At 63.5% G+C, this 26,363-nt stretch carries 26 protein-coding genes; 14 read left to right on the top strand and 12 right to left on the bottom strand.

Annotated features, from left to right (window positions below):
• Nucleotides 1-60 precede the first annotated feature (60 nt).
• Nucleotides 61-945 (top strand): hypothetical protein, encoded by an 885-nt coding sequence (locus OO306_RS12535; protein WP_099429141.1) that lies wholly within the window; start codon nt 61-63, stop codon nt 943-945.
• Nucleotides 946-953: 8 nt separating this feature from the next.
• Here OO306_RS12535 and OO306_RS12540 read toward each other — a convergent pair whose 3' ends face one another.
• Entirely contained in the window at nt 954-1,838 is an 885-nt protein-coding gene (locus tag OO306_RS12540) for a DMT family transporter (protein WP_265968893.1), read from the bottom strand.
• 180 nt (nt 1,839-2,018) lie between these two features.
• Here OO306_RS12540 and OO306_RS12545 point away from each other — a divergent pair, with 180 nt between their 5' ends.
• A complete protein-coding gene (locus OO306_RS12545) occupies nt 2,019-2,690 on the top strand; it encodes a TetR/AcrR family transcriptional regulator (RefSeq protein ID WP_027593524.1) in 672 nt (223 codons plus the stop codon).
• A 6-nt stretch (nt 2,691-2,696) separates the two neighbouring features.
• Here the strand turns inward: OO306_RS12545 and OO306_RS12550 are convergent, their stop codons facing one another.
• The gene (locus tag OO306_RS12550; RefSeq protein WP_027593523.1) at nt 2,697-3,704 is read right to left on the bottom strand and encodes a GlxA family transcriptional regulator; all 1,008 of its coding nucleotides are present in this window, start codon (nt 3,702-3,704) and stop codon (nt 2,697-2,699) included.
• A gap of 228 nt (nt 3,705-3,932) precedes the next feature.
• Between OO306_RS12550 and OO306_RS12555 the strand changes: the two genes are divergently transcribed.
• Nucleotides 3,933-4,145: a PLDc N-terminal domain-containing protein gene (locus OO306_RS12555; protein ID WP_027593522.1), complete on the top strand. Its 213-nt coding sequence runs from the start codon at nt 3,933-3,935 to the stop codon at nt 4,143-4,145.
• Nucleotides 4,146-4,195: 50 nt separating this feature from the next.
• Here the strand turns inward: OO306_RS12555 and OO306_RS12560 are convergent, their stop codons facing one another.
• On the bottom strand, nt 4,196-4,513 hold the full coding sequence (locus OO306_RS12560; protein WP_238213397.1) for a hypothetical protein: 318 nt from the start codon (nt 4,511-4,513) through the stop codon (nt 4,196-4,198).
• A gap of 191 nt (nt 4,514-4,704) precedes the next feature.
• Between OO306_RS12560 and OO306_RS12565 the strand changes: the two genes are divergently transcribed.
• On the top strand, nt 4,705-5,115 hold the full coding sequence (locus tag OO306_RS12565; protein WP_265968894.1) for a RidA family protein: 411 nt from the start codon (nt 4,705-4,707) through the stop codon (nt 5,113-5,115).
• A 100-nt stretch (nt 5,116-5,215) separates the two neighbouring features.
• On the top strand, nt 5,216-6,088 hold the full coding sequence (locus OO306_RS12570; RefSeq protein WP_265968896.1) for a DMT family transporter: 873 nt from the start codon (nt 5,216-5,218) through the stop codon (nt 6,086-6,088).
• On the opposite strand, the gene OO306_RS12575 is transcribed toward OO306_RS12570, so the two are convergent.
• Together OO306_RS12575 and OO306_RS12580 are read right to left on the bottom strand one after the other, a co-directional pair.
• Nucleotides 6,085-6,804, bottom strand: coding sequence for a TorF family putative porin (locus tag OO306_RS12575; RefSeq protein WP_238213421.1), 720 nt, complete (start codon nt 6,802-6,804; stop codon nt 6,085-6,087). The two genes, OO306_RS12570 and OO306_RS12575, sit on opposite strands and share 4 nt — an antisense overlap.
• 81 nt (nt 6,805-6,885) lie before the next feature.
• Nucleotides 6,886-7,137, bottom strand: coding sequence for a hypothetical protein (locus OO306_RS12580; RefSeq protein ID WP_265968897.1), 252 nt, complete (start codon nt 7,135-7,137; stop codon nt 6,886-6,888).
• A gap of 204 nt (nt 7,138-7,341) precedes the next feature.
• On the opposite strand from OO306_RS12580, the gene OO306_RS12585 reads away from it, so the two are divergent.
• Nucleotides 7,342-8,808 carry a DUF3300 domain-containing protein gene (locus tag OO306_RS12585; protein ID WP_265968898.1) on the top strand — a complete coding sequence of 489 codons (1,467 nt, stop codon included), beginning with the start codon at nt 7,342-7,344 and terminating at the stop codon, nt 8,806-8,808.
• Entirely contained in the window at nt 8,805-9,698 is an 894-nt protein-coding gene (locus tag OO306_RS12590) for a DUF2950 domain-containing protein (protein ID WP_265968899.1), read from the top strand. Before OO306_RS12585 ends, OO306_RS12590 begins: the two co-directional genes overlap by 4 nt.
• Before the next feature lie 27 nt (nt 9,699-9,725).
• Here the strand turns inward: OO306_RS12590 and OO306_RS12595 are convergent, their stop codons facing one another.
• The 4 genes from OO306_RS12595 to OO306_RS12610 form a co-directional block, all read right to left on the bottom strand.
• Nucleotides 9,726-10,682, bottom strand: a complete 957-nt coding sequence (locus OO306_RS12595) for a helix-turn-helix domain-containing protein (RefSeq protein WP_265968900.1) — start codon at nt 10,680-10,682, stop codon at nt 9,726-9,728.
• A 149-nt stretch (nt 10,683-10,831) separates the two neighbouring features.
• Nucleotides 10,832-12,916 (bottom strand): hydantoinase/oxoprolinase family protein, encoded by a 2,085-nt coding sequence (locus OO306_RS12600; protein WP_265968901.1) that lies wholly within the window; start codon nt 12,914-12,916, stop codon nt 10,832-10,834.
• A 13-nt stretch (nt 12,917-12,929) separates the two neighbouring features.
• On the bottom strand, nt 12,930-14,675 hold the full coding sequence (locus tag OO306_RS12605; RefSeq protein WP_027593512.1) for a hydantoinase B/oxoprolinase family protein: 1,746 nt from the start codon (nt 14,673-14,675) through the stop codon (nt 12,930-12,932).
• A gap of 313 nt (nt 14,676-14,988) precedes the next feature.
• Complete coding sequence (locus OO306_RS12610) at nt 14,989-15,843, bottom strand: LysR family transcriptional regulator (RefSeq protein ID WP_265968903.1); 855 nt, start codon at nt 15,841-15,843, stop codon at nt 14,989-14,991.
• 93 nt (nt 15,844-15,936) lie between these two features.
• Here OO306_RS12610 and OO306_RS12615 point away from each other — a divergent pair, with 93 nt between their 5' ends.
• The gene (locus OO306_RS12615) at nt 15,937-16,368 is read left to right on the top strand and encodes a multidrug/biocide efflux PACE transporter (RefSeq protein ID WP_099430896.1); all 432 of its coding nucleotides are present in this window, start codon (nt 15,937-15,939) and stop codon (nt 16,366-16,368) included.
• Nucleotides 16,369-16,372: 4 nt separating this feature from the next.
• Here OO306_RS12615 and csiR read toward each other — a convergent pair whose 3' ends face one another.
• On the bottom strand, nt 16,373-17,071 hold the full coding sequence (gene csiR / locus OO306_RS12620; protein WP_027593509.1) for a DNA-binding transcriptional regulator CsiR: 699 nt from the start codon (nt 17,069-17,071) through the stop codon (nt 16,373-16,375).
• 196 nt (nt 17,072-17,267) lie between these two features.
• On the opposite strand from csiR, the gene glaH reads away from it, so the two are divergent.
• The 6 genes from glaH (at nt 17,268) to proP (ending at nt 24,918) form a co-directional block, all read left to right on the top strand.
• On the top strand, nt 17,268-18,245 hold the full coding sequence (gene glaH, locus OO306_RS12625) for a glutarate dioxygenase GlaH (protein WP_085272973.1): 978 nt from the start codon (nt 17,268-17,270) through the stop codon (nt 18,243-18,245).
• Between the two features lie 22 nt (nt 18,246-18,267).
• The gene (lhgO, locus tag OO306_RS12630; protein WP_265968904.1) at nt 18,268-19,518 is read left to right on the top strand and encodes an L-2-hydroxyglutarate oxidase; all 1,251 of its coding nucleotides are present in this window, start codon (nt 18,268-18,270) and stop codon (nt 19,516-19,518) included.
• Between the two features lie 158 nt (nt 19,519-19,676).
• Complete coding sequence (gabP, locus tag OO306_RS12635; RefSeq protein ID WP_027593506.1) at nt 19,677-21,068, top strand: GABA permease; 1,392 nt, start codon at nt 19,677-19,679, stop codon at nt 21,066-21,068.
• Nucleotides 21,069-21,187: 119 nt separating this feature from the next.
• A complete protein-coding gene (locus OO306_RS12640; RefSeq protein ID WP_027593505.1) occupies nt 21,188-22,081 on the top strand; it encodes a PA4780 family RIO1-like protein kinase in 894 nt (297 codons plus the stop codon).
• Nucleotides 22,082-22,298: 217 nt separating this feature from the next.
• Nucleotides 22,299-23,273, top strand: a complete 975-nt coding sequence (gene hemB, locus OO306_RS12645) for a porphobilinogen synthase (protein WP_027593504.1) — start codon at nt 22,299-22,301, stop codon at nt 23,271-23,273.
• Between the two features lie 142 nt (nt 23,274-23,415).
• The gene (proP, locus tag OO306_RS12650) at nt 23,416-24,918 is read left to right on the top strand and encodes a glycine betaine/L-proline transporter ProP (RefSeq protein WP_027593503.1); all 1,503 of its coding nucleotides are present in this window, start codon (nt 23,416-23,418) and stop codon (nt 24,916-24,918) included.
• A gap of 42 nt (nt 24,919-24,960) precedes the next feature.
• On the opposite strand, the gene OO306_RS12655 is transcribed toward proP, so the two are convergent.
• Both OO306_RS12655 and OO306_RS12660 read right to left on the bottom strand, forming a co-directional pair.
• Nucleotides 24,961-25,662, bottom strand: a complete 702-nt coding sequence (locus tag OO306_RS12655) for a YoaK family protein (protein WP_027593502.1) — start codon at nt 25,660-25,662, stop codon at nt 24,961-24,963.
• Nucleotides 25,663-25,664: 2 nt separating this feature from the next.
• Nucleotides 25,665-26,294 (bottom strand): riboflavin synthase subunit alpha, encoded by a 630-nt coding sequence (locus OO306_RS12660; protein WP_265968905.1) that lies wholly within the window; start codon nt 26,292-26,294, stop codon nt 25,665-25,667.
• Nucleotides 26,295-26,363 lie beyond the last annotated feature (69 nt).

Consider the following 26,363-nt stretch of genomic DNA (forward strand, 5'->3'; position numbering starts at 1 on the left):
CATCACTTTTTTTTCACATCTCTTTGTTAGGATCCCGATCACGTTTGAGGAGCCTTTTTCATGCCGCACACCCTGCGCAAGCGCAGCACCCGCATCGCCCTGACCGCTACTGCCAGCCTGCTCGCGGCCACGCTTGGCTTCTTTGCCTGGCAGAGTTTCTACCCCGTCCAGGCTGCCAGCGGCTGGGACGTCGAGGTGTTGCACCGCGACGTGGCCAAAGCAGCCTCGTTGCTGCCGCAAGCCGACGGCAGCCTGCTGGTCAGCCGCGAACTGGACGACGGCAAAGGCAGCATCCTCAAGATCACCGCCCAGGGCGACCGGGTCGTGGTGATCGACAACCTGTCCAAACCTGACGGCATGGTCGCCGTCGACGGCGGCTGGGTGTTCAGCCAGGAAGGGGGCTTCGCGCCGGTCAGCCTGTCGCGTGATGGCCAGGTGACCCGGCTGTTCGACGGCGAGAGCGTGCAAGGGCTGTGGAACGAGGGCGATCACCTTTATGCCATCGAGGACCGCAAGGGCAATGGCCGCTTGATGCGCTACGACTGGCGCACTGGCCAGCTTGACGTGCTGCGTTCCGGGCTTACCGAAACCGAAGGCCTGACCCGCTGCAGCGATGGCCGCCTGCTGTATACCGAGAAAGCCAACGGCAAGGTCCGCGCGTTGTCCGAAGACGGCCAGGACCCGGTGGTGGTCGATGGCCTGCGTAACCCAACCTTCCTCTTCTGCGACCAGCGCGGTTTGTGGATCAGCGAAGACAACACGCACCGCGCCCGCTTGCTGCGTATTGACGCTGATGGCTCGCGCCAGACCGTGCTGTCGTTCCTCAAGGCGCCCCAGTCAATCGTCGCCGATGGCAAGGGCGGCTACCTGCTGGCTGAGGGCGGGCGCAACCGCGTGCTGCACCTGACCCCACCGGTGGAGCGCAGCACCGCGCAGCGTGACTGACCAATCGTTCAGCTCGGCAGGCGTTGCTTGCGCCCGGGTAGCAAGCCCAGCACCAGCATGCAGCCGAGCAGGATCACCCCGCCGCCGGTGACCTGCAGCAGGCTCAAGGTTTCATCGAGGAACAACGCCCCCACCAGCACCGCCACCAGGGTGACCACGAACTCTACGCTGATGGCGCGGGTAGCACCGATACGGGCGACCAGGCCGAAAAACAGCACATACGTGGTAGCGCTCATGACCCCGCCGCTGATCAGCAGGTAAAGCCAGTCGCTGGCCTGGGGCACGCTAGGCACGGGCACCACCAGCAACAGCGGCAAGGTCATCAGGCCGCCGGCCAGGAACGCGCCGCCGGTCACCGTCCATGGGTCCTGGCCACGCACGTGCAGGCTGGCGTAGTTGCTGCCGAACGCAGCGCTCAAGGCCCCGAACAGCGACGCGATACAGCCGTGGATGAAGACATCGTTGACCGGTTGGGCCGGAAAGCCCACCAGCATGGCGATGCCGACAAAGCCCAGTAGCAGGCCGATGAGGCCTTGCAGGGTGATTTTCTCCAGCCCCCAGACACGGCCGATGATCATCGAAAACAGCGGGATGGTGGCCACGAAGATCGCTGCCATGGCGGTGCCGATCCGTGGCGTGGCGTAAGACATACCGATCAACTGCCCGGCCACGGTAGTGGCGCCGATCACCAGCAGCGGTTTCAGCAACGGTCGCAGGCGCAAGGCACGGCCGCACACCGCGCCCAGAATGGCCAAGGTACTGCCGGCAATCAGCGAGCGCAGGCTGACCGCGCCGACCCAGCCAAAGGCGTGCACCGTCTTGAGCACCACCAGAAAAGAAAAGCCCCAGGCAATGGCCAGAAACAGGTAAGCGGCAAGGTCACGCGGTTGCATGGGGCAGGGTCCGTCCAGGGCAGAGAAACGCAGGCTAGCGGGTTGAAGGGCGTGACTACAAGCGCCGCCAGTGGTTTGCCTGTAATGCCCTTTGATGGCTACCCGACCAACAGCGTGCTTCCCTGCATGGCCGCGCTCACGGATAATCCCCTCATTCCAATAAACAGCCTGTGAGTGGGTATGAGTGATTCCGTAGTCAGCCTCGGCCAGCCTGAGATCGAAGGGGTGCGCAAGTCGCGCAAGAACAACCCCGAGAAAACGCGCGAGGACATCCTTCAGGCCGCCATCAACGAGTTCGTCCAGCAGGGCCTGGCCGGCGCGCGCGTCGATGCCATCGCCGAGCGCACCGCCACCTCCAAACGCATGATCTACTACTACTTCGGCAGCAAGGAGCAGTTGTACGTCGAGTGCCTGGTCAAGCTCTACGGTGATATTCGCAAGACCGAACAAAGCCTGGACCTGGAGTCGCTGCCGGCCGAGCAGGCGATCCGTCGCCTGGTGGAGTTCACCTTCGATCACCACGACCGCAATGTCGATTTCGTGCGCATCATCTGCACCGAAAACATTCACTATGGCGAGTACGTCAAGCAGTCGCCGGTCATCCGCGAAATGAGCAGCCTGGTGCTCGAAGCGCTCGGCAGCACCCTGCGTCGGGGCGAGCAGGAAGGTGTGTTCCGTTCCGGGATCGAGGTCATCGACCTGCACATGCTGATGAGTTCGTTCTGCTTCTACCGGGTGTCGAACCGCCACACCTTCGGCGAGATCTTCCAGATAGACCTCGCCGACGACGAGATCAAGCAGCGCCACAAGAACATGATCTGTGACGCAGTCATCCGCTACATCCGCGCCTGAGCGGGTTCATTCGCCCAGCCGTTGCTCGCGTGACGGCGGGTAGCCGAAGTACGCCGCATAGCACTTGCTGAAGTGCGACACCGATACGAATCCGCAGGCCACTGCCACTTCCATCACCGACAGGTCGGAATACTGCAGCAGCCGGCGGCTTTTGGTGATGCGCAATTCCATGTAGTAGCGCCGCGGCGAGGTGCCCAGCTGGGCCTGGAACAGGCGGTCGATCTGCCGGCGTGAGCGCCCGCTGTAGGCGGCCAGTTGATCGAGGCTGAGGGTTTCTTCGAGGTTGTTTTCCATCAGCTCGACGATGGTGCGCATGTGCAGGCTCATGGACTTTTTCGCCCCGGGCCCGACCTGGCGATAGCGCGCGCCGGAGAACGACAATATTTCTTCGACGCCTTCGGCCAGGCCATCGCCGTACAGCCTGCGGACCAGGCCAAGCATCAGCTCCATCGCGCCATTGGGGCTGGCGGCGCTGAGGCGGTCGCGGTCGAGGGTGAAGCTGGCAGGGGTGATGCGGGTTTGCGGGCTGCGTTCGGAGAGGCTGGCGCGTTGCTCGGGGTGGATGCTGCACCCGTAGTCGTCCAGCACGCCTGCGCGGCCCAGGAACCAGGCGCCGTTCCACAGGCCGCCCAGGGCCATGCCATGGGCGGCGCAGTCGTCCAGCATGCGGTCGAGTTCAGGGTACTTGAGCGGGGTGCGCAGGCCACCGCAGATGATCAGCAGGTCGAGCTCCTTGAGCGCTTCGGCGGACAGTTCGCTGGCGACCAGCTCCAGCCCCAGGTCGCTCAGCACCCGGTCGCCGTCCAGCGACAGTGGGGTGAACTGGAAGCTGTCGGCGCGCAGCAGATTGGCGGTGACCAGCACATCCATGGCCACGGTGAAGCTGGCCATGGAGAAGTGTTCGAGCAATACGAAGTCGACCCGATAGGGCGCTTGGGCATTTCCGGTGGTGGACTTTAGCCTCAGCATGTTGCTGGTGCTGGTCTTCTTGCTGAACTGGCGTGGGGTGGGCACTCTGGACTCCGCTTCCTGGCTGGCCAGGCGGAGTGTGGCGGGTGGCCGGGGGAAAGACAATCTCTCGGGTGGGCCTGTCGTATTTCAGGTCGTATTCAGGCAATGGGTTGAAGGGTGGTTGTGAGGTGCAGGCGCTGCAAGCCTAAAAACACGCTCCCCGGGAAATCAATCTGAACCCTCAGCGCCCAAGGCAACCCAACCCATTACATGCCAAATGGGAGAGCGCTCATGGAAATCGGAACGATCTGGATCATCATCGCGGCCTTTGTGATCCTGCTGGAAATCTGGGCCATCTGGCACATCATCGGCAGTGACCGCCGCGCCGAGCGCAAGATGCTGTGGGTCGTCTTCGTGGTCTATGCGCCGTTCCCCGGCCTGTTGTTCTGGGCGTGGCGCGGGCCGCGAGCGGTGAAGGGCAGGGCAGTGCTGCAAGAAAAGTGATGGCCATGGCACCAGGCGCGGGGGCGCCTGGTGCGGTCACTGCTCGCGGCTCAGGGCACGATGCTGAAGTAAATGGCCTGACCCAGGCCGTCGACCATCAGGCTGCCGTGAAACTTTACCCGCGACACCACACGCAGGCTTTTGAGCTCTTCGTGTATGCGGTCGCGAATCTGCTTTTCGGCTTCATCGACACGGGCTGCCGTGGTGCTTTGGTAAAGCTGGACCACGCCTAGCAGGGTGGTTTCGATGTGGTCCACGGTGTCCCAGCCGATTTTGCGCAAGTGCAGCCGGGCGCGGGCGGCCTCGTCGTCATCGCCGTCATGCCGTGGGTTAATGGTGTAGGCAAGTTGAAAGTGGTGCTTGGTCATTGTCGCTTTCCTTGTTGCAGGCAGGCCTCCGTGCCGGGTTTTGCACTCTAGCGGCAGGCAGACGCCGCTGAAAACACACACGTGGTTCAACACGCTGACCGCGTCATGTGAAAAGTCCTACAGCGCGCTTGACCTCAAGCTAACTCGAGGTCTGATACTCGGCGGCACTTTTCTCCGTGCGAGTATTCACCGTGTCCCGTTCAGCACCTTTCCAGCTGTCCAACCCTGCAGGGCTGTATGACCCCAGTGGCAATGCCTATTCCCATGTCGCAGAAGTGCCTGCCGGCAGCCGTTTGCTGTATATCGCCGGCCAGGGCGGCGAGGACGTCAGCGGGCATCTGTCGCCGGCATTCGCCGACCAGGCCCGACAGGCCCTGGCCAACCTCGAGACGGCCCTGGCCTCCAAAGGCGCCAGCCTGGCACAGGTGTTCAAGCTGACCTTGCTGATCGTCGATCACAGCGAGGCGCGTCTGCAGCAATGGGTGGCCGAGGCTAACAGGGCCTGGGGCCCGCTCATGAAACCGACCTGTACACTGATACCCGTGCCTCGGCTAGCGCTGGGCGGCATGCTGGTGGAGATCGACGCGGTGGCAGCGCTGTAGCGGCTGCCACTCGGGGGTGGCGCCAGGGAAACACTCTGTTGTATATCGGTAGCTGCAGGGCCGATATAACAACAATAACCCTCTCAGAGGTGACCCCACCATGAGCACCGGCACCACCACGCTTACTGACCGCAAGGCCAGGGCCTGGCTCTGGCCCGCACTGTTCAGCCTGGTGGCCTTCGCTGCCAATTCGGTGTTTTGCCGGTTGGCACTGCGGGACGGGGCCATCGACCCCGCATCGTTCACGGTGGTGCGGCTGGCCAGTGGTGCGCTGTTCCTCATGCTGCTGATACGGTTGCGCAAGCCCGCAATCCCCCAGGGCGGCAGTTGGAGAGGCGGCCTGGCGCTGTTCCTTTATGCATTCCTGTTTTCTGCGGCGTACCTGCAACTGGGCGCTGGCGCAGGTGCGTTGCTGTTGTTCGGCGCCGTGCAGATCACCATGTTTGGTTTTGCCGCGTACAAAGGCGAGCGCATCACCCCGCGGATGCTGCTGGGCATGCTCATCGCCTTCGCTGGCCTGTTGGTGCTGTTGTTGCCCGGTGCCGAGGCGCCACCCTTGACCAGCGCCTTGCTGATGGCCGCCTCGGGCGTGGCGTGGGGCGTGTATTCGCTGTTGGGCAAAGGCTCACCCAGGCCGTTGGCGGATACCGCCGGCAACTTTGCCCGCAGCCTGCCATGCCTGGTGCTGCTGGCACCCGTGCTCTGGGTCGGTGGCGGCACGCAGTTGACCGCACCCGGTTTACTGTATGCGCTTGCCTCGGGCGTGCTGGCCTCGGGGGCGGGTTATGCCGTGTGGTACGGCGTGGTCAGGCAGGTCAGCGCACAACAGGCGGCAACGATGCAGCTCAGTGTGCCGGTGATTGCCGCAGTGGGCGGGGTTTGCCTGATTGGTGAACCGCTGTCGATTCGCTTGCTGGTGGCGTGTGCCGTGGTGCTGGGCGGTATCGCGCTGGCCCTGGCACCGCGCCGTTAAAAGAAGCTGCGCTGCGCCTTGAGCGTGACGACGCTTTCGCAATACGTGTTGATCCCCGAATACGCATCACAACCGCCGCCACTGAGGTTGGAGTTGCTGTAGATCAGGTTCAGGTCAATGCCCAGCCAAGGCCGCGACAGTTCCAGCGACCAGTCGGAAAAGGCATTCACCTGGCTGCCATCGCCAATGGTGAACGGCGTGCCCAAACGGTGATGGGCGAGTTTGACGGTGAGGTCGACGTCGAACAGCGGCAATTGGCCGAAGTCGGCGAAGAGGGTGCCGGTGCGGTTGTCGGGGTTGTCGCGCAGCGCCCCGCCAAAGCGGCTGCCCAGCACCGACACGCCGCCGTACAGCGCGTAACTGTCGGGGCCTGCGACAGTGGGCTGGCTGTAATGAATCAAACCCACCTCGTAACCCAGGCTGCTGTCGAAGTGGTGCTTGTAGCCCAGGTAGCTGTCCAACCGCAGGGTGGAGTTTGGGGTGACGCCCATGCTCGGGGCGTATTGGCCCAGGTACCAGCCACTGCGGTGGCTGAGGTCGAGTCCACCATGGAATGCGCCGATGGCGCTGGGCGAAATCAGCCCTTGGGCCATGCTGCGGGAGGGTGTGGTGCCTAGCGTGAAGTCGATATCGCCCAGTTCGCGTTTCATTTGCTGGGCCAGCAGCAGGGGGCTGAAGAGCAGTGCAGCACTCAGCAACAGAAGGGGCCTGGTCATGGTCTCCGTCCTGGAAGGCTTGCGGTTGAGCGGTAAAGGATACCTGCGCAGGCGGGAGGAGGGAACCGTTGGCTATGGCCTTCAGCCTTTGGTCGAAGGGTCACCATCGGCGGCTTCAGTGACTACAGGCAGGTCGTTGGCACGCTGGATCACCCGCCGTTGCTGCTCATAGTCGTCCAGCGACAGGCCACGGCGCTGCAAGGCTTCCAGTTGCAGTTGGCGGGTTTCTTCGGCGCTGTACGGGCGCAGTTCGGGGTGGCTGGCACAGCCGGCCAACAGGGCGATGGCGGTAGCGGCCAGGGCAGTGAGCGAGAGGCGGGCCAGGGTATTCATCGGGTAGCTCCGGAGTGCGGGGATTCGCCAAGTTCGAATCAATGGCGCTAGGTTATTGGGCCGGGCCGATCAGTAGAAATTGCCTCGTTCGATAGTCACTATCGATACAACCATCAGTGCGAAAAGTTAGCGCCCTCTCTGCTGGTCAAACGGATTGCCATTGCTACCCTTAACCCACGCGGTCTGACCTCATGGGGATTAGCGATGCGCATGCCATTGATTGCCGTCCTTTCGGCGGTGCTGTGCCTGAGCGCTGCACCTGGCCGGGTGCTGGCACAAGATGTACCCGCGCCGGACCCGGCCCCACAAACCGACACGCTCGCGGCCAAGGAGGCGGTGTTCACCCAGGAGCAACTGGACCAGATGCTCGCACCCATCGCGCTGTACCCCGACGCGTTGCTGGCCCAGGTGCTGATGGCCGCCACCTACCCGGGGCAGGTGAGTGAAGCCGTGACCTGGTCCAAGGCCAACCCCAAGGCCTCTGGCGACGATGCGGTCAAGCAGGTGGCGAAACAGCCCTGGGACCCGAGCGTGCAGGCGCTGGTGGCCTTCCCGCAGTTGCTGGCGACCCTGGGCCAGGACCCCGTGTGGGTACAACGCCTGGGCGACGCCTTTCTCGCGCAACCCGACGATGTCATGGCCGGCGTGCAGCGCTTGCGTCATCAAGCGCAGGCGGCCGGCAACCTGCAGAGCAACCAGTACCAGAACGTGACCGTGCAGGCGGCTCCGGCGGCAGCGCCGGCTTCCAGCGGTGGTAGCAGCAAGCAGGCTGCCCCGGCCAGCAGCCCGCCCACCACCATCATTATCGAGCCGGCCGACCCGCAAGTGGTATACGTGCCCAGCTACAACCCCACCACCACCTACGGCACCTGGGCCTACCCGGCCTCGCCGCCGGTGTACTACCCGCCACCGCCGATGTACTACGCCGGTTCCGCGCTGGTGGCGGGCCTGGCCTTCGGTACGGGCGTGGCGATTGTCAGTTCGCTGTGGGGCGACTGTGACTGGGGCAACAATGACATCGACATCGACGTCAACCGCTACAACAACATCAACGGCAACAACCGCATCACCAACAACCAGAACAAATGGCAGCACAACGCCGCGAACCGCGAGGGTGTGCCTTACCGCGATGCCCGCAGCCGCCAGCAATATGGTCGCCAGCTGGACGGTGCTACCCAGCGTACCGCGTTCCGTGGCGACGACGCCCAGCGTGCCCAGGCACGCAACAACGCCAGGGCTTCAATGGACCGGGCTGGTATCGAGCGGCCGGCCACCAGCAACCGCCAGGCCCGCCAGCAGGTGCGCGAGGCGCAGGCGGGCAATTCGGTCGGCAATCGCATGCAATCGCGTAACGACGCGGCACGGCCAGCCGACCGTCGACAGGAAACACGTAATCCCCAAGGCCGGCAGCAGAACAACCAGGTGAGCCCGCGCAGGCAAGGCGAAGGCCAGGCGCGGCAAGGGGCGCAGAACCGCCCCGCCAATACCGCAGGCCGGGCGCGTAACAATGCCTTCGATGGCGTGCGCTCGCCGTCGCGCACCAGCGCGCAGGCCAGCCGCGGCCGTACCAGTCAGTCGTTCGCCCAGCGGCCGAACGCATCGCGTGCCGCCGGGCACCAGATCTCCCGGCCCAGTGCGCCTGCACGCCGCGGGGGAGGTGGCCGTCGATGAACCGTCCATTACTCGGGGCATTGCTGCTCACTGCAGGCCTGGCCTGGTCATCCCTGGCCGCTGCGCAAGACGCTTTTCCTACACCGGAGAAGGCCGTGGAGGCCTTCATCGCGGCGTTGGGCCAAGAGAAAGCGGATGAAGCGCGCTTGGCCCAACTGCTGGGCGATGATTGGCGTACCTACATCCCGCGTGGGGGTGTGCAACGCAGTGATGTGGACACCTTCCTGGAGCAGTATCGCGCGCAGCACAGCATCGACATGACGGCCCAGGGCAAGGCCATACTGGCGGTGGGCAGTGATCACTGGACGTTGCCTATACCCCTGAGCAAAAGCAGCCAGGGCTGGCGCTTCGACCTCAAGGCCGGCAGTGCCGAAATCCGCGCCCGGCGCATTGGCCGCAACGAACTGGGCGCCCTGCAGTCGATGCTGGCGTACCACGACGCGCAGATGGACTATGCCTCACAAGACCGCAACGGCAATGGTGCGCTGGAATACGCGCAGAAAATTTTCAGCGAGCCTGGCAAGCATGACGGCCTGTACTGGGACGATGAAGGTGATGGGCAGGTCAGCCCGCTGGGGCCGCTGTTCGGCCAGGATGTGGTGGGTGACGACTGGTATGGCTACCACTTCCGCATCCTCGATGCGCAAGGCCCTTCGGCCCCCGGTGGCGCCTACAGCTACTTGATCGGCAACCAGATGAGCCGCGGCTTTGCCCTGATCGCCTGGCCAGCGAAGTATGACGACACAGGGGTGATGAGCTTCATGATCAGCCATGACGGCCAGGTCTTCGAGAAAGACCTCGGGCCACACGGGGACAAGCTGGCCAAGGAGATGAAACGCTTCGACCCGGATGACAGCTGGAAAGAGGTCGATACCACGGCGATCGAGTGAGCACGGCGCATCCCTGCGCCGCCGCCTTCAGTGCGCGCGCGCCGCGCGTACCTCGCGGGCGGTACACCCATAGCGCTGGCGAAAGGCCCGGGTGAACTGTGCCTGGTCGGCAAAACCCCAGCGAAACGCCAGTTCGCCAATAGACAGATGGCAGTGCGGATCGCACAGCTGGCGATGCACTGCCTCCAGGCGCTGTTGGCGCACCCATTCGCCCAGGGTATAGGGCGTGATCGAGAACAGCTTGTGCAGGTAGCGCAATGACAGGCCGCAGGCCGTGGCGACCGCTTGCGGTGACAGGTCGGGGTCGCCGAGGTTTTGCAGCACATAGTGCTCGACACGGGTCAGGTGCAATGTGCTGAGGTTGGAGCCTTCACTGCCTAGCACCCGTTCGTCCTGCTGCAAGGCCAGCAGCAGGGTCGCACTGGCCTGCTCCAGCAACAGGTGGCGGGCGGCTGCGGGGCTGGCGTCGAAGTGGCGCGCGCAGAGGTCCAGTTGCTCGACAAAGATGCGCCCAAGGCCTTGGCTGGCGTCGAAGCAGTGGCGGGTGTAGCGCTTGTGCCCGAGCAAGTTGGCCTTGAGCGCGCGTTCAGGCAGTTTCAGCACCCACAGGTCGTTCTCGGCCCGGTAATGGAAGCGGTAAGGCGCATCGCCGCGCTCGACGATGAAACCGCCCGGGCGGCAGCTCACTGGGTGGCCATCCTGCTCGAAGTGCACCTCGCTGCGGCTGGGCACGGTGACCAGGTAGAACGCGTCAGTGTCCTGGCCGATGTGCGCCTTGCTGCGGGAATAGCCAAGCTGGCTGGAGCGCAGGCGTGACAGGCTCAGCGGCGTGCTGGGGGTGCTCCAGCGCTGCAGGTGGCCATTGAAGGGTTGCTCGGCGGCAAATTCCAGGCTCAAGGGGAAGTAGGTGTCGCTGATGGCTTCGGCCCAGCGTGCCTGGCGTTCGGGTTGCGGCCAGCCGTGGGTCGACAGTTCTGTGGGCATGGGTTGTCCTTTTTCAAAGAGGGCAGCATTGAAAAAAGGAACTGCAGGCAAGCTACTCAAGCAGCTCTTGTTATTGTGCAAAAACGCCCGGCAGCGCAACGCTGCCGGGCGGGTGTCATGCCCATGATCGGCGCGTGCCGACCCTTTGATCAAGCCCCGCGTGTCACCCGGTACGTGGCCGAAGGTTCCAGGCAGGCCTGCCAGCCTGGCGGCACGACGATGTTGGTGGTGTCCTCCTCGATCACACAGGGGCCTTGCACCGTCTGCCCGGGCAGCAGGTGGTTACCGTTGAACACCGGGGTGTGCTGCCACTCGCCGTCGGCACTGAACAGCATCGGGCGCTCGCCCGCCGGGACTGCAGCAGGTGGCTGGGCCGGCCCCTGCAGTTCTGGCTGCGGTGGACGCGGCAGGTGACCGATCACCGAGCACTCCAGGTTGACCAGTTCTACCGGGCTGTCGGGCTCACTGTACGAGTACAGCGTCTGGTGGCGAGCGTGGAAGGACTCGATCAACGCTGCCAGCCCGTCGCTGTCCAGGCTGTGGCGCTCCAGCTCCACGCTGCACTCATGGATCTGCCCGCGGTAGCGCATTTCCAGGGTGTAGTGGCAGCTGCTGGCCTGGTCGCCGAAGCCGTCTTCACGCAGGTTCGCCAAGCCTTGCTGGCGCAGTTCGGCCAGGGCCTGGTTGAGCTGCGCGAGGTCGGCGTGTTCGGCGTCCAGGCGCATCGACAGGCTGGTGAGCTGGTCGTAGCGCACATCCGAAAGGATCTGGCCGAAGGCGCACAAGCCAGAGGCCACCTTGGGGATCAACACGGTGTGCATGCCAATTTCTTCGGCCAGGCGCACCACGTGCATACCCGCTGCGCCACCCGCGCCGATCAGGGCGAAGTCGCGCGGGTCGTGGCCGCGTTCGATGGAGACACGGCGGATGCCGTTGACCATGTTCAGGTTGACCAGGGTGGTAATGCCAAACGCGGCGCGCTCAACACTGATGCCCAGCGGTTCGGCGATCTTGCTGCGGATGGCCTCCAGCGCAGCCTGGCGATTGAGCGTAATACTGCCGCCCAGCAACGCACGGTCTGGCAGGTAGCCCAGGGCCAGGTTGGCGTCGGTCACGGTGGGTTCACTGCCGCCTTTGCCGTAGCACACCGGGCCAGGCTTGGCGCCCGCACTGCGGGGGCCGACCTGCAGCATGCCGAACTCGTCGAGGTGCGCGATGGAGCCACCGCCGGCACCCAGTGTCTCCACCTGGATCATCGGCACGCCGATGCGCTGGCGCAGGAAGTCCACATCCTTGCTGAAGTTGGTGCGCCCGGCATTGGTCAGGGTGATGTCGAACGAGGTGCCCCCCATGTCCACGGTGATGACGTTGTCGATGCCAAACGGGCGGGCGACCGAGAGCCCCGCCTGGGGCGCCGAAGCCGGGCCGGAGTTGATGGCATTGACCGCGCGCTCACGCATCAGGTGGCCGGGCGCCAGGCCACCGTTGGACTGGAAGTAGCGCACCGGTTGCTGGGCGCCCAACGCCTCGAACAGGCTGTCGATACGCGCCACGTAGCGCGCCATCACCGGGCTCAGGTAGGCGTTGACCACGGTGGTGGAGGTGCGCGTGTATTCGCGGATTTGCGGGAACACTTCAACGCCTGTGCAAACGAACACCCCGGGCAGCGCTGCCCTGACCAGCTCGGCGGCACGCTGCTCATGGCTGGGGTTGCGCACCGACCAGAGGAAGGAAATGGCCACCGCTTCCACGCCTTCGGCGCGGAAGTAGTCGATAGCCTCACGCACCGCGCGCTCGTCCAGCGGGCTGTGCTCGCGGCCATCGCCGAGGATCCGGCCACCGATCGGGCGCCGCAGGTGACGCGGGGCGAGCATGTGCGCCGGCGGGTAGTGGGCGTCATAGCGGTGGCCCTCTTCCTTGTGGCCCAGGCGGATTTCCAGGCTGTCTTCGTGGCCCTCGGTGCACAGCAGGCCGACCTTGACCCCGGTGCGCTCGATCAGGGCGTTGAGGGCGACCGTGGTGCCGTTGATACACAGGTCGCAGTTGGCGATGATCTCGGCCGGCGTGCGGCCGGTGGCGTCGGCGATTTGCGCCAGGCCCGCGCGGATGGCCAAGGTGCCGTCCTGCGGCGTGGAAGGGGCTTTGAACAGCTGCACGCCGCCATCGCGGTCCGCCAGGATGAAATCGGTGAAGGTGCCGCCGGCGTCGATGCCCAGGCGATATTGATTGCGCATGATGGGTCTCCGGTCAGTGCAGGTCGCGGGCAAGGCGGGTGGCGGTTTCGTCGAGGTGGCCGTCAGCATCGACGACCACGCCGTATTCCAGGGCGGCGCCGTGGGGCGAGACCAGGCCATTGCGCAGGTCTTGCAGCACGGCGGCTACCGGGCGGCGCAGGGGGTCGCCATAACCGCCGCCCCCCGGGTTGATGTTGATGATCCGCTCGCCGGGCTGGAGGGTGAGCATGGGGTTCTGGGTGTAGTGGTCTTCCGAGCCATCGGCGTGACGGTGGATCAGGCGGCCGAGCTTGGGCTCCAGCAGGGCATTGCGGGCCCCGGCGGCGCCGGCGGTGGGCAGTTGGCGGCCTTCGCCGAAGCCGACCACGGTCATCGCGTGTTGCAGGGGCTCGATCTCCAGGCGGGTGCCGGAGCCGCCGCGAAATTCACCGGCGCCGCCACTGTCGGCCATCAGGCTGTAGCGGTGGATGAGTATCGGGTAGGCGTGCTCCAGCAGCTCGATGTCACCGCTCATCAAGGCGCCGAAGCAGCACAGCGGCCCACAGGCATGCCAGCCATCCATGACTTTGTTGGCCCCCGCGCCGGCAATGATCGAGGCCAGGACCATGGTCACGTACTCGCTGTTGCCGTTGCGTGGGTCGTGGCCGGCGATGTTGATGCCGCTGGTATGGCCCCAGGAGGCCGTGACCCGCTGCGGCGAGGCTTGCTCCAGTGCCGTGCGCACGGCATCGGCCAAGGTTTCCATCGGAGTCGTGGTGCAGTTGACGTGGGGCGCCGGTTCCTGGGCGTTGCACAGCGTGCCCTTGGCGCCGACATCGACCGTGACGCAGCGATACAGGCCTTCGTTGTAGGGCGGTGCGACCTGGGCGAACATCATCAGGCCAAGGTACACACCCGACACCGAGTTGCCCTCGTAGGAGTTGATGAAGTAGGGCACCTGCGGCGGGCTTTCGATACGCACATGGGCTTGCTCGCCGCGTATCTCGACATGCGCGGTGATGGCCAGTTCGCCCAGGCCGTGGCCGGCGTCTTCGAGCACGGCGGTGCCGCGGTAGTGGCCGTCCGGCACGTCACGCAGCAAGGCGCGCATGTGGCGGTCGGCCATGTTCTTCAGCTCGGCGATGCAGGCACGCACCTGCTCCACGCCGTACTTGTCGAGCAGGTCGAGCAGATGCCGCTCACCGACTTTGCAGGCGCCGTACTGGGCGTTGAGGTCGCCCTCCTGATAGGGGCGGGCGCGCATGTTGGTGAGCATGAAGTTGATCACGTCTTCGCGGCGCTTGCCCTTTTCCCACAGCTTCACGGGCGGGATGCGCAGGCCTTCGGCATAGATTTCCTTGGCGTCCGGGTTGTAGCCGGCCGGTACCGGGCCGCCGATGTCGGTGAGGTGGCCTTTGCATACAGTCCAGAACACCAGCTCGCCCTGGTAGTACACGGGCTTGTACATGCAGCAGTCGAGGATATGGCTGCCCTTGTACGCCGGGTCGTTGTGGTAGATCACGTCACCTTCGGCGATATCGTCACCGAAAAACTCGGCCACGCACTTCATGGCGGGGATCAGTGAACCCAGGTGGATGGGGATGTCCTGGCCTTGCAGGATCATTTCGGGGAGGTGGTCGAACAACGAGTTCGAGTAATCATGGGCCAGGTTGAACACACTGGACCGGCCGGTCTTTTCCAACGTCAAGGTCATTTCGCGCTGCGCTGTTTCCAGCGCACCCCGGACCACCGCAAGGGTGATCGGATCTACTGTTTTCATAGGTCACCAACGTTTGTTCTTGTGCTTTTGGGTGCGTGCCGCAGTGATCGGCGCGTGGTGACAGGCTACGGGGCGAGCGGGGTGGCTGACTTGTCGGTGGGTGTACTGCTTGTTGCGCTTGGGTGCACTGTTTGGGCGGCTTTAGCCCATCATCCTGTGGGAGCAACTGTCTTGCGCCATTTCTAAAAATTGACGCATTAAGTGGGAGCGGGCTTGCCCCGCGAACACCGGCGAAGCCGGTGCCATGCTCCGCGTAGCCCCATTCGCGGGACAAGCCCGCCCCCACAATGTTCACTATTGTCTGGTCGATTTCCTACACGCCCAGCAACCGCTGCACCAGCCATTGCCCGGCTGGGCCGAGGGCGCGGCGGCGGGACCAGGCGATGTCCATGTCGACGCGGCGCGGATAACCGGCCACCTGCAATTCCACCAGGCCGCTGCCAAAGCGCGTGACCAGGGCCTTGGGCAGTTCTGCCCAGCCAAAGCCACGGGCGGCGAACTCCAGCAAGGTCAGGTAGTCCGGCGCCGACCAGGCCTGGCCGCGGTCGTGGTGCAGGCTGGGGGCGTAGGTCTTGATGTACAGCTGGCGTACGGTCTCCAGGTGCTGGCGCTGCACTGTGCGCAGCGCCGCCAGCGGGTGCTCGGCGCTGACGTACACACAAAACTCCGCCTGCTCAGGCAGGCGCGCCACGGCGACATCGGCGGGGTACTGGCGCTGCGCTGCAAGAATGCCGATCTGGGCCATGTCCTGCTGCACCAACTCGATCACGTCAGCGTCTTCCGAGGGCCCACAGCGCAGCTCGGTATGCGGGTAGCTGTGTGCGAAGCCGGCCATGACCGCGCTTTGGAAGGTGACGCTGTAGCTGTCCGACATCACCACCGAGACCAACGCTTCAACGTGCTCAGCCAGCCTCAGTGACAGGGCGTCGAGCCCGGCACTGGCGTCGAGGATCGCTTCGACATGGGGCAATACCTGGCGCCCGGCAGCATTGAGCGTAGGGTGGCGCCCGCCGCGGTCGAACAGGGGGCAGCCGATATCCGCCTCGAAATTGGCTATCGCAATGCTGACGGTGGACTGGCTTTTCTTCAGTTTGCGGGCCGCCGCAGAGAACGAGCCCAGCGAGGCGGCTTCGACAAAGGCAAGCAAGGCTTCAGGTGAGTAGCGCATAGGTATTGATAAAACCGATAGGAGCTATGTCGCGAGTATCTGTTCCATCAAAGAAAATAGGAAGCACGTCTCAAGCAAATGATGGAATTCAAGATGAAAAAGGTCTCTTTCACCGAACGCATGGTCCATGCCGTAGGTTATGAAGTGTTCGCTGTGCTGTTGTGCGCACCGCTGTTGTCCTGGGTGCTGGGCAAGTCGTTGGCAACGGCCGGGGGGCTGGCGGTGACCCTGTCGGTCATCGCCATGGCCTGGAACGTGGCCTATAACGCACTGATCGACCGCGTCGTGCAAACCGAACGGGTTGCCTGGAAGCCTTGGACGCGTGTCGCCCATGGCCTGGGCTTCGAGGCAGGCCTGGTGGTGTGGTGCCTGCCCGTGGCGGCCTGGATGCTGGATATTTCGCTGCTTCAGGCGTTCATGGTCGAGCTGGGCTTCTTCGTGATCATCCTGCCCTACACCGTGGTGTACAACTGGGCGTTCGACAAAGCCCGGCACTATGTGGTCCAGCGCCAGGCTGCCGCCTAACGGCCTACTCCCCGCGCCCGATGCCCTCGGCATGCATGATCTGCGCGATGATCGGCACGGGGGTCATCAGGTGCGAGTGCATCATGGCGCTGGCGCGCTTGGCGTCGCGGGCCAGAATCGCCTCCACCAACGCCGCGTGCTCCTGGCGCTTGAGTTCAAGGGCCTGCTCGGAAAACACCGTCTGCGTCAGCCACAGATGCCGATAACGCTCGGCCTGGTCGAACAGGTAGGTGCGTGCCTGCAGCAAGTGCTTGGAGCCGCACCCGGAGGCGATGGCGGTGTGAAACGCCTTGTGCCGCTCGTCCCAGACGTCCAGGCGCTGCTCGCGGGTTTTCACTTCCACCACTTTGGCCAAGGTATGCGAACAGGCCAGCACCGAGGCCTCCCAGGCGTCGTCGCCGCGTTCGATGGCCAGGCTGATGATCATGGCTTCCAGGTTGGCGCGGGCATCGTAGATGTCGTTCATCTCCGCCAGTGACATGGGGGCGACACGGTAGCCCTTTTGGCTGATGGCATTCACCAGGTGCTCGGCCACCAACTGCGAGAGCGCCTCGCGCAGGGGCCCTACACCCAGTTCGTAGCGGTCTTTGAGGGTGCTCATCAAGAGCTTTTCCCCCGGCTTGAACACGCCACGGATGATGTCCTTCTTGAGCCTCTCATACCCGCTGAATGCTGAATTTTGTCGGGGCGCGAGCGCTTCCAAGGTCCTGTTCCTCAAAACGTTTTGCCGATCATACCGAAACCACTGGCGGACGAAAAACAATGGACATACGCGCTCTTTATCTTCGTTTTATAAAAATGTAGACATTTTTGTTGAGTGGCGATATTTTTGCTTCGCCTGCACTGATCCAGATCACACACTGGGCGGCGCCACTCACTTTTTCTGCCAGGACCTAGCCATGAACGCTTTTACGCAGATCGACGAACTTGTCATGCCGTTGCCACTCGAACCGCGGGGTTACACCATCGCCCCTTCGAAGCAGTCGCCGCGTCTGCTTGAACTGACCTTTGCCCGCGAGACCGTGGAGGCGTTCGTCAAGGCCGTGGCTGAGTGGCCGGTGCAGGCGTTGGAGTACAAGTCGTTCCTGCGTTTCCGGGTGGGCGAAATCCTGGATGAACTGTGCGAAGGCACGCTGCGCCCGGTATTGCTCAACACCATCCTCGACCGCGCCAGCGGCGGCATGCTGATCACCCCGGTCGGGCTGGATGACGTGAGCCAGGCCGAGGACATGGTCAAGTTCACCACCGCCTGCGCCCACCTGATCGGTCGCTCCAACTACGACGCCATGAGCGGCCAGTACTACGCCCGCTTCGTGGTCGTGAACAGCGACAACTCCGACAGCTACCTGCGCCAGCCACACCGCGTCATGGAGCTGCACAACGACGGCACCTTCGTGAACCAGATCACTGACTATGTGCTGATGCTGAAGATCGACGAAAAGAACATGGAAGGCGGTAATTCGCTGCTGCTACACCTGGACGACTGGGAAGACTGCGACGCGTTCTTCCGCCACCCGATGGCGCGCCGCGAGATGCGCTGGACCGCGCCACCGAGCAAGAAAGTGGCCGAGGACGTGTTCCATTCGGTGTTCGATACCGATACCGAAGGCCGGCCGACCATGCGCTACATCGACCAGTTCGTGCAGCCGGAAAACTTCGAGGAAGGTATCTGGCTGAACGCCTTGTCCGAATCGCTGGAGGGCAGCGACAAGAAACTTTCCGTTCCGGTGGCGGTGGGCAGCTTCGTCTTGATCAATAATCTGTTCTGGCTCCACGGCCGCGACCGCTTCACCCCGCACGATGGCTTGCGCCGCGAGCTGATGCGCCAACGCGGCTATGTCGCCTTCCCCAAGCCGCTGTACCAGCGCGGCCAGTAAACACGGCGCGGGAGGTAACACTGTGTACGACTTCATCATCATCGGCGGTGGCATTGTGGGCATGTCCACTGCCATGCACCTGATCAAGGTGTACCCGGACGCCAAGATTCTCCTGTTGGAGAAAGAGTCCGGCCCGGCCCGCCACCAGACAGGGCACAACAGCGGCGTGATCCATGCCGGGGTGTACTACACCCCTGGCAGCCTCAAGGCACGCTTCTGCCTGGAAGGCAACAAGGCGACCAAGGCCTTTTGCACCGAGCACGGCATCGCCTTCGATGAGTGTGGCAAGCTGCTGGTGGCCACCAACGACTTGGAAATGCAACGCATGAAAGCGTTGTGGGAGCGCACCGCGGCCAATGGCCTGGAGCGTGAATGGCTGTCTGCTGGCGAGCTGCATGAGCGCGAGCCCAACATCGTCGGCCTGGGCGGGATCTTTGTCCCCTCCAGCGGCATCGTCAATTACGCCGAGGTCACGGCGGCCATGGGCCGTCAGTTCCAGCGTGCCGGTGGCGAGATCCGCTACAGCGCCGAGGTGATTGGCCTGGAAGAGCGCGCCAGTGAAGTGATCGTGCGTACCCGCAGCGATGAGTTCCACAGCCGCTTCCTGGTCACCTGCTCGGGGCTGATGGCCGACCGCGTGGTGAGCATGCTGGGCATCCAGACCAATTTCGTGATTTGCCCGTTCCGCGGCGAGTACTACTTGCTGCCCAAGCAGCACAACCAGATCGTCAACCACCTGATCTACCCGATTCCGGACCCGTCCATGCCGTTTCTGGGCGTGCACCTGACGCGGATGATCGACGGTACCGTGACCGTCGGGCCAAACGCGGTACTGGCGATGAAGCGCGAAGGCTATCGCAAGTCCGACGTCAGCCTTGGCGACATGTTCCAGACCCTGACCACACCCGGCATCCTCAAGGTGCTGGCCAAGAACCTGCGGCCGGGCCTGATCGAGATGAAGAACTCGCTGTTCAAGGGCGGCTACCTCAAGCAGGTGCAGAAGTACTGCCCGAGCATCACCAAGGACGACCTCACGCCATACCCGGCGGGTGTGCGGGCACAGGCGGTGTCACGCGATGGCAAGCTCATCGACGACTTCCTCTTCGTCAACTCCGCGCGCAGCGTGAACGTGTGCAATGCGCCGTCGCCTGCCGCCACCTCTGCGATTCCGATCGGCGCCTACATCGTCGAGAAGGTCTGCGAACAAGTCAGCCGCCAAGGGGGCGGCTCGCTCAAGCCTGACTTGGCGGGCAAGCAGCGCGCTGCCAGCTGAGGCGGCAGCTAACCCCGGCGGATCTGCGTTTCGTTTTACTCAACCCGTCCTTGCCCTACTCACCATTTAGGGCAGGGCGGGCTTTTTCGCGCCCGCGTTCGCTAGCCATGCGTGCTGACGGCTTAGCGCGGGCATGACAAGAATAAGAAGGTAAGACCATGCAAACAGACAAGAACAATTTGAGTCATGGATTGAAATCGCGGCATGTCACCATGCTGTCCATTGCCGGGGTGATCGGCGCCGGCCTGTTCGTTGGCTCTGGGCGGGCCATCGCCGAAGCCGGGCCTGCAACCATCCTGGCCTATATCCTGGCCGGCGGGTTGGTGGTGCTGGTGATGCGCATGCTGGCGGAAATGGCAGTCGCCTCGCCCGACACCGGCTCGTTCTCCACCTATGCCGACCTTGCCATCGGCAAGTGGGCCGGCTACACCATCGGTTGGCTGTACTGGTGGTTCTGGGTGCTGATCATCCCCATCGAAGCCAACATTGCCGCCACCATCATCAACACCTACGTGCCGCAGATGGAGATCTGGGTATTGTCGTTGGTGATCACGCTGCTGCTGACCGCCACCAACCTGTTCAGCGTGAAAAACTACGGTGAATTCGAGTTCTGGCTGGCGCTGGTGAAGGTCATTGCCATCGTCGCCTTCATCATTCTGGGTGCCTGTGCCATTTTCGGCCTGCTGCCCAGCTCCGGTGTCAGCGGTGTTTCGCGCCTGTGGGATACCGGTGGGTTCATGCCCAACGGCTTTGGCGCGGTGCTCAGCGCCATGCTGATCACCATGTTCTCGTTCCTTGGGGCCGAGGTGGTGACCATTGCCGCTGCAGAGTCCGACGAGGCGGGCAAGCACATCTCCAAGGCCACCAACTCGGTGATCTGGCGGATTACGCTGTTCTACATCCTGTCGATCTTCATCGTCATCGCGCTGGTGCCCTGGACCGACCCACGGCTGGCCACTGAAGGCTCGTATGTCACGGTGCTGGATACGCTCGGCGTGCCGCATGCCAAGGCCATCATCGACTTCGTCGTGCTGACTTCGGTGACCAGCTGCCTCAACTCGTCGTTGTACACCGCCTCACGCATGGTCTATTCGTTGAGCCGCCGGGGTGACGCGCCGGCCTGTGCCCAGGTGACCAGCCGCAGCGGTACGCCGATTGTCGCGGTGCTGTTGTCCACCGGGGCGGCGTTCCTGGCGGTGATCGCCAACTACCTGGTGCCGGCCAAGGTGTTCGGCTTCCTAATGGCCAGCTCCGGCGCCATTGCCTTGCTGGTTTATCTGGTTATCGCCATTTCCCAGCTGCGCCTGCGCAAGCGCCTGACCGCCCAGGGCAAGACGCTGAGCTACCGCATGTGGCTGTTCCCGTGGCTGACCTGGGGCGTGATCCTGTTCATCAGCAGCGTGCTGGTGCTGATGCTGTTCCGCCCGGATCATCGCCTTGAAGTGGTTTCGACAATGGTGCTGGCGGTGTTCGTGGTGTGCTCGGGGTTGTTGATCACCCGCCGACGGGCGCGGGTGGCGCAAGGCAGTGCTGTGGGGCAGGGCGCCTAGGCGCCCGAAACACCCTGAACAGACGAACGTTGCATCACAGACGAGCAAGATCCATCAGGCTGTGAGAGGATGACCGCCACCTCCACGGCTCGGCCACAGGACCCCAGAACTCAAGCCTGATGAAGACTCCAAAAAGAATCGAACCCCTGATCGAAGACGGCCTGGTCGACGAAGTACTGCGACCTTTGATGAGCGGCAAGGAAGCAGCCGTCTACGTGGTGCGTTGCGGTACCCAAGTGCGCTGCGCCAAGGTCTACAAAGAAGCCAACAAACGTAGCTTCCGCCAGGCCGCCGAGTACCAGGAAGGCCGCAAGGTCCGCAACAGCCGCCAGGCCCGGGCCATGGCCAAAGGCTCCAAGTACGGCCGCAAAGAGGCCGAGGATGCCTGGCAGAACGCCGAAGTGGCGGCCCTGTTCCGCCTGGCCAGTGCCGGTGTCCGGGTGCCCAAGCCTTATGATTTCCAGGATGGCGTACTGTTGATGGAACTGGTGACGGACGCCGATGGCGATGCCGCGCCACGCCTGAACGACGTGCACCTGGAAGCCGACGAGGCCCGCGAGTTCCATGCATTCGTCGTCCGCCAGATCGTGTTGATGCTGTGCGCGGGGCTGGTGCATGGTGACTTGTCCGAGTTCAATGTGCTGCTTGGCCCGGAAGGCCCGGTGATCATCGACTTGCCGCAGGCGGTGGATGCGGCCGGTAACAACCATGCGTTCAGCATGTTGCAACGTGATGTGGGCAACATGGCGCTGTACTTCGGCCGCTTCGCCCCCGAGCTCAAGAGCACCCGTTACGCGCAGGAAATGTGGGCGTTGTACGAGGCCGGCGAGTTGAAACCGGACAGCCCGCTGACCGGCGAGTACGAGGAGGATGACGAGGCTGCCGATGTGGATGGCGTGTTGCGTGAAATCGACGCCGCACGGCTCGACGACGCCCGCCGCCGGGCGGCGCTGGCCGATGCCGAGCGCGGCCCGGTCAAGGGCGAAGAACCGCCACCGCCCTGGTTGCAGTAAACAGTCACCCACAGGTACAGCGCCGCTTTTACCCAAAGCGCTGTACCTGATGGGCGCCCCCACCCCTGTGGGAGCGGGTTTACCCGCGAAGGGGCCGGCACACGCGCTGCAAACTCCCGCTATTACCCCCACCGCAAGACACAATCTCGTCATTCAGCCTTTTCACTGAAGCTCAACAGGCATATGGTGTACGCCGTCCATATTCCCTGGAGCTGTCATGTCCAACCGTTTCCCCTCCGTTCGTCCGCGCCGTCTGCGCCAGAACGAATCCCTGCGCTCGATCTTCCAGGAAACCGAGTTTCGCCTTGAAGACCTGATCCTGCCGATCTTCGTCGAAGAAGGCATTGACGATTTCGTGCCGATCACCAGCATGCCTGGCGTCAACCGCATCCCTGAAAAGCTGCTGGCGCAGGAAATCGAGCGCTACGCCCGCGCCGGCATCAAGTCGGTGATGACCTTTGGTGTCTCGCACCATCTGGACGAGGTTGGCAGTGACACCTGGAACGAAAACGGCCTGGTGGCGCGCATGGCGCGGATCTGCAAGGACACCGTGCCGGAAATGATCGTGATGTCCGACACCTGCTTCTGCGAATACACCAGCCATGGCCATTGCGGCGTGGTGCACGACCACGGCGTGGACAACGACGCCACCCTGGCCAACCTGGGCAAGCAGGCCGTGGTCGCGGCCGCAGCCGGTGCTGACTTCATCGCGCCATCGGCGGCGATGGACGGCCAGGTCCAGGCGATTCGCGGCGCTCTGGATGCCGCAGGCTTCCATGACACCGCCATCATGGCCTACTCGACCAAGTTCGCCTCGTCGCTCTATGGCCCCTTCCGCGAAGCGGGCGGCACTGCGCTCAAAGGCGACCGCAAGAGCTACCAGATGAACCCGATGAACCGCCGCGAAGCCGTGCGCGAATCGTTGCTCGACGAGCAGGAAGGGGCCGATGTGCTGATGGTCAAGCCGGCCGGTGCCTACCTGGACGTGATCGCCGACATCCGCGCGGCCTCGCGCCTGCCGCTGGCGGCGTATCAGGTCAGTGGCGAGTACGCGATGATCAAGTTCGGCGGCCTCGCCGGTGCCATCGACGAAGGGCGTGTGGTGCGTGAGAGCATCGGTGCCATCAAGCGCGCCGGTGCCGACCTGATCCTGACCTACTTCGCCATGGACCTGGCCCGCGAAGGCATCTGATCAGTAAAAGGTATTCGCGGCCCTCCAAGAGCCGCGAATACCCGCAGATGGCCTCTAGCCACAAAAAATTTACTAAGCGCTGAATTATTTTGTGTCCCTTTGTCTCTGATGCCATAGAGCATTCAGTGACAAGGAAATGGGCATGAAATCTCGCAAGAAAAGCGTCAAGCCAATTGGCTTGAAAGATATCACCATCGTCGATGACGCCAAGATGCGCAAAGCGATCACCGCTGCCGCACTTGGCAACGCCATGGAGTGGTTCGACTTCGGCGTTTATGGCTTCGTCGCTTACGCGCTCGGCAAGGTGTTCTTCCCCAACGCCGACCCCAGTGTGCAAATGATCGCCGCCCTGGCGACGTTCTCGGTACCGTTTCTGATTCGCCCGCTGGGTGGGTTGTTCTTCGGTGCCCTGGGCGACAAGTTCGGCCGGCAGAAGATTCTCGCCGCGACCATCGTGATCATGTCGTTGAGCACCTTTGCCATCGGCCTCATACCGTCTTACGCCACTATCGGCATCTGGGCGCCCATCCTGCTGTTGCTGGCCAAGATGGCCCAGGGCTTTTCGGTGGGCGGTGAATACACCGGGGCGTCGATTTTCGTTGCCGAGTACGCACCCGACCGCAAACGCGGCTTCCTCGGCAGTTGGCTGGATTTCGGCTCGATCGCAGGCTTTGTGCTCGGCGCAGGCGTGGTGGTGTTGATTTCCACCGTGCTGGGCGAGGAGAAGTTCCTTGAGTGGGGCTGGCGCCTGCCGTTCTTCCTGGCCCTGCCGCTGGGCATCATTGGTCTCTACCTGCGCCACGCACTGGAAGAAACACCGGCGTTCCAGCAACACGTGGAGAAGCTTGAGCAGGGCGACCGCGAAGGCCTGGCCTCCGGCCCCAAGGTGTCGTTCAAGGAAGTCGCCACCCAACACTGGCGCAGCCTGGTGACTTGCATTGGCGTGGTGATCGCCACCAACGTCACGTACTACATGCTGCTCACCTACATGCCCAGCTACCTGTCGCACAACCTGCATTACAGCGAAGACCACGGGGTGCTGATCATCATCGCGATCATGGTCGGCATGCTGTTCGTGCAACCGATCATCGGCCTGCTCAGCGATAAGTTCGGCCGCCGGCCTTTCATCATGGTCGGCAGTGTCGGTCTGTTCGCGCTGGCCATCCCGGCCTTCATGCTGATCAACAGCGGCGCGCTCGGGCTGATCTTTGCCGGGCTGTTGATCATTGCGGTGCTGCTGAACTTCTTCATCGGCGTGATGGCGTCGACGTTGCCGGCGATGTTCCCCACGCATATCCGCTACAGCGCGTTGGCCAGTGCCTTCAACATCTCGGTGCTGATCGCGGGGCTTACCCCGACCTTGGCGGCCTGGCTGGTGGAAAGCACGGGCAACCTGTACATGCCGGCGTACTACCTGATGGTGATCGCGGCCATCGGCCTGATCACGGGCCTGACCATGAAAGAGACCGCCAACAAGCCGCTGCGCGGCGCAGCGCCTGCCGCGTCGGACATCGATGAAGCGCGCGAGCTGTTGCAGGAGCACCACGACAATATCGAGCAGAAGATCGAGGACATCGACACGCAGATCGCCGAGCTTGAGGCCAAGCGCAAATTGCTGGTGCAGCAACACCCGCGCATCGATTAAGGGACGGGCCGAGGGTTTTTCGGCGCTACCCGCAGCGTTTGATCAACGCGGCATGTAGCCGCGTTGCCAAGAGCGCGGAATGAACCGTGTCACCAAGGCCAGCAGGCACGCCAGCGCGCAACTGCCTGCCAGCGCCTGCAGGCCCAGTTGGTGCTCAAGCCAGGCGCCCAGTGCGGCGCCCAGCAGCATGCCAGCCCAAGGCACCAGCTGTACCCGCCAGCCGTTGCGCCGCTCGCCCAGCAACCAGCGCCCCAAGCCGCGGCCGAAGCGGGACAGGGCGCCGGTGACATAGGTCAGGCCGATCGGCAGGCCATTCACTTGTTCGACCACGGCATTGATCATGCCCATCGCCAGCGTCGCTGCCAGCAGCGCCGGAAACGTGGCGGGCAGGGGCCAGGCCGCCGCCATGCCAAGCAGTACGGCGACCACCAGCAGCACCGGCCAGGCGCGGCGTCGGCAAGCCCGGGCCAGTATCACCCCCAGCGCATTGCCTGCGACAAAGCCGAGCACCGCGCCACTCAAGCGCAGCACCATGGCCAGGTCCGCCTCGCTGATGGCCACTGCCAGACGGGTGGTGTTGCCACTCATGAACGACACGAAATCACCCAGCGCCAGCAGGCCGATAGCATCCGTCATGCCAGCCAGCACCGACAGCGCGGCAACCAGCCCCAGGCCCACGCGACCGCGCAGGGCCTGCAGCTTCAGCCGTCGTGCGTTGCGGGCGGGCAGTACGTTGGGCAGCATGCTCAGCGCGGCAGTGTTTCGCGGGCCAGCGTGCCCTTGAGCGTTCGCTCGATCACATCGACCAGCACCATGGTCTGGTGGTCCACTTCGATGTTGAGCAGCTCGCCGGCCTTGTAATGGGCGAAGGTGGTCTGGCGCAAGGTCTCGGGGATCAGGTTGATGGTGATGACATTGTCATCGACATCGGCGACGGTCAGGCTGCAACCGTTGACCCCCAGGAAGCCGCGGGGGAATACGTACTTGGCCCATTGCGCTGGCATGCGGAAACGGATGAACGCACCGGTCTCTTCGATCACCTGTTCGACGATCTCGGCGGTGGTGGCGATGTGCCCGGCCATCAGGTGGCCGCCAACCTCCGCGTTCATCTTCGCCGAGCGCTCGATGTTCACGCCTTGGCCGGCCGTCAGGCAGCGCAGGTTGGTGCGTTCGAGGGTGGCATTCATGGCGTCGAACTTCACCTGGGTGCCGTCGATCTCGGTGACGGACAGGCACGTGCCCTCGACACTGACGCTGGCGCCGATCTTGAGGTCGTCGAGCAGTTCAGGGGTGAGGTCGACGGTGAACTGCCGGTGGCCTGGGTAAGGGGTCACAGCAAGCAGCGGGCGAACGGCCTGGACGATGCCGGTGTACATGGAAATTGCTCCTGGGCACGGGAAAATGAAGTCCCCCGGAAACTATGCCTCTGAAGCGGTAAAAGCAAG

Origin of the sequence: Pseudomonas sp. DCB_AW (genome assembly GCF_026240895.1) — a bacterium.
In the GTDB taxonomy this organism is placed as follows: Bacteria; Pseudomonadota; Gammaproteobacteria; order Pseudomonadales; family Pseudomonadaceae; genus Aquipseudomonas; species Aquipseudomonas kermanshahensis.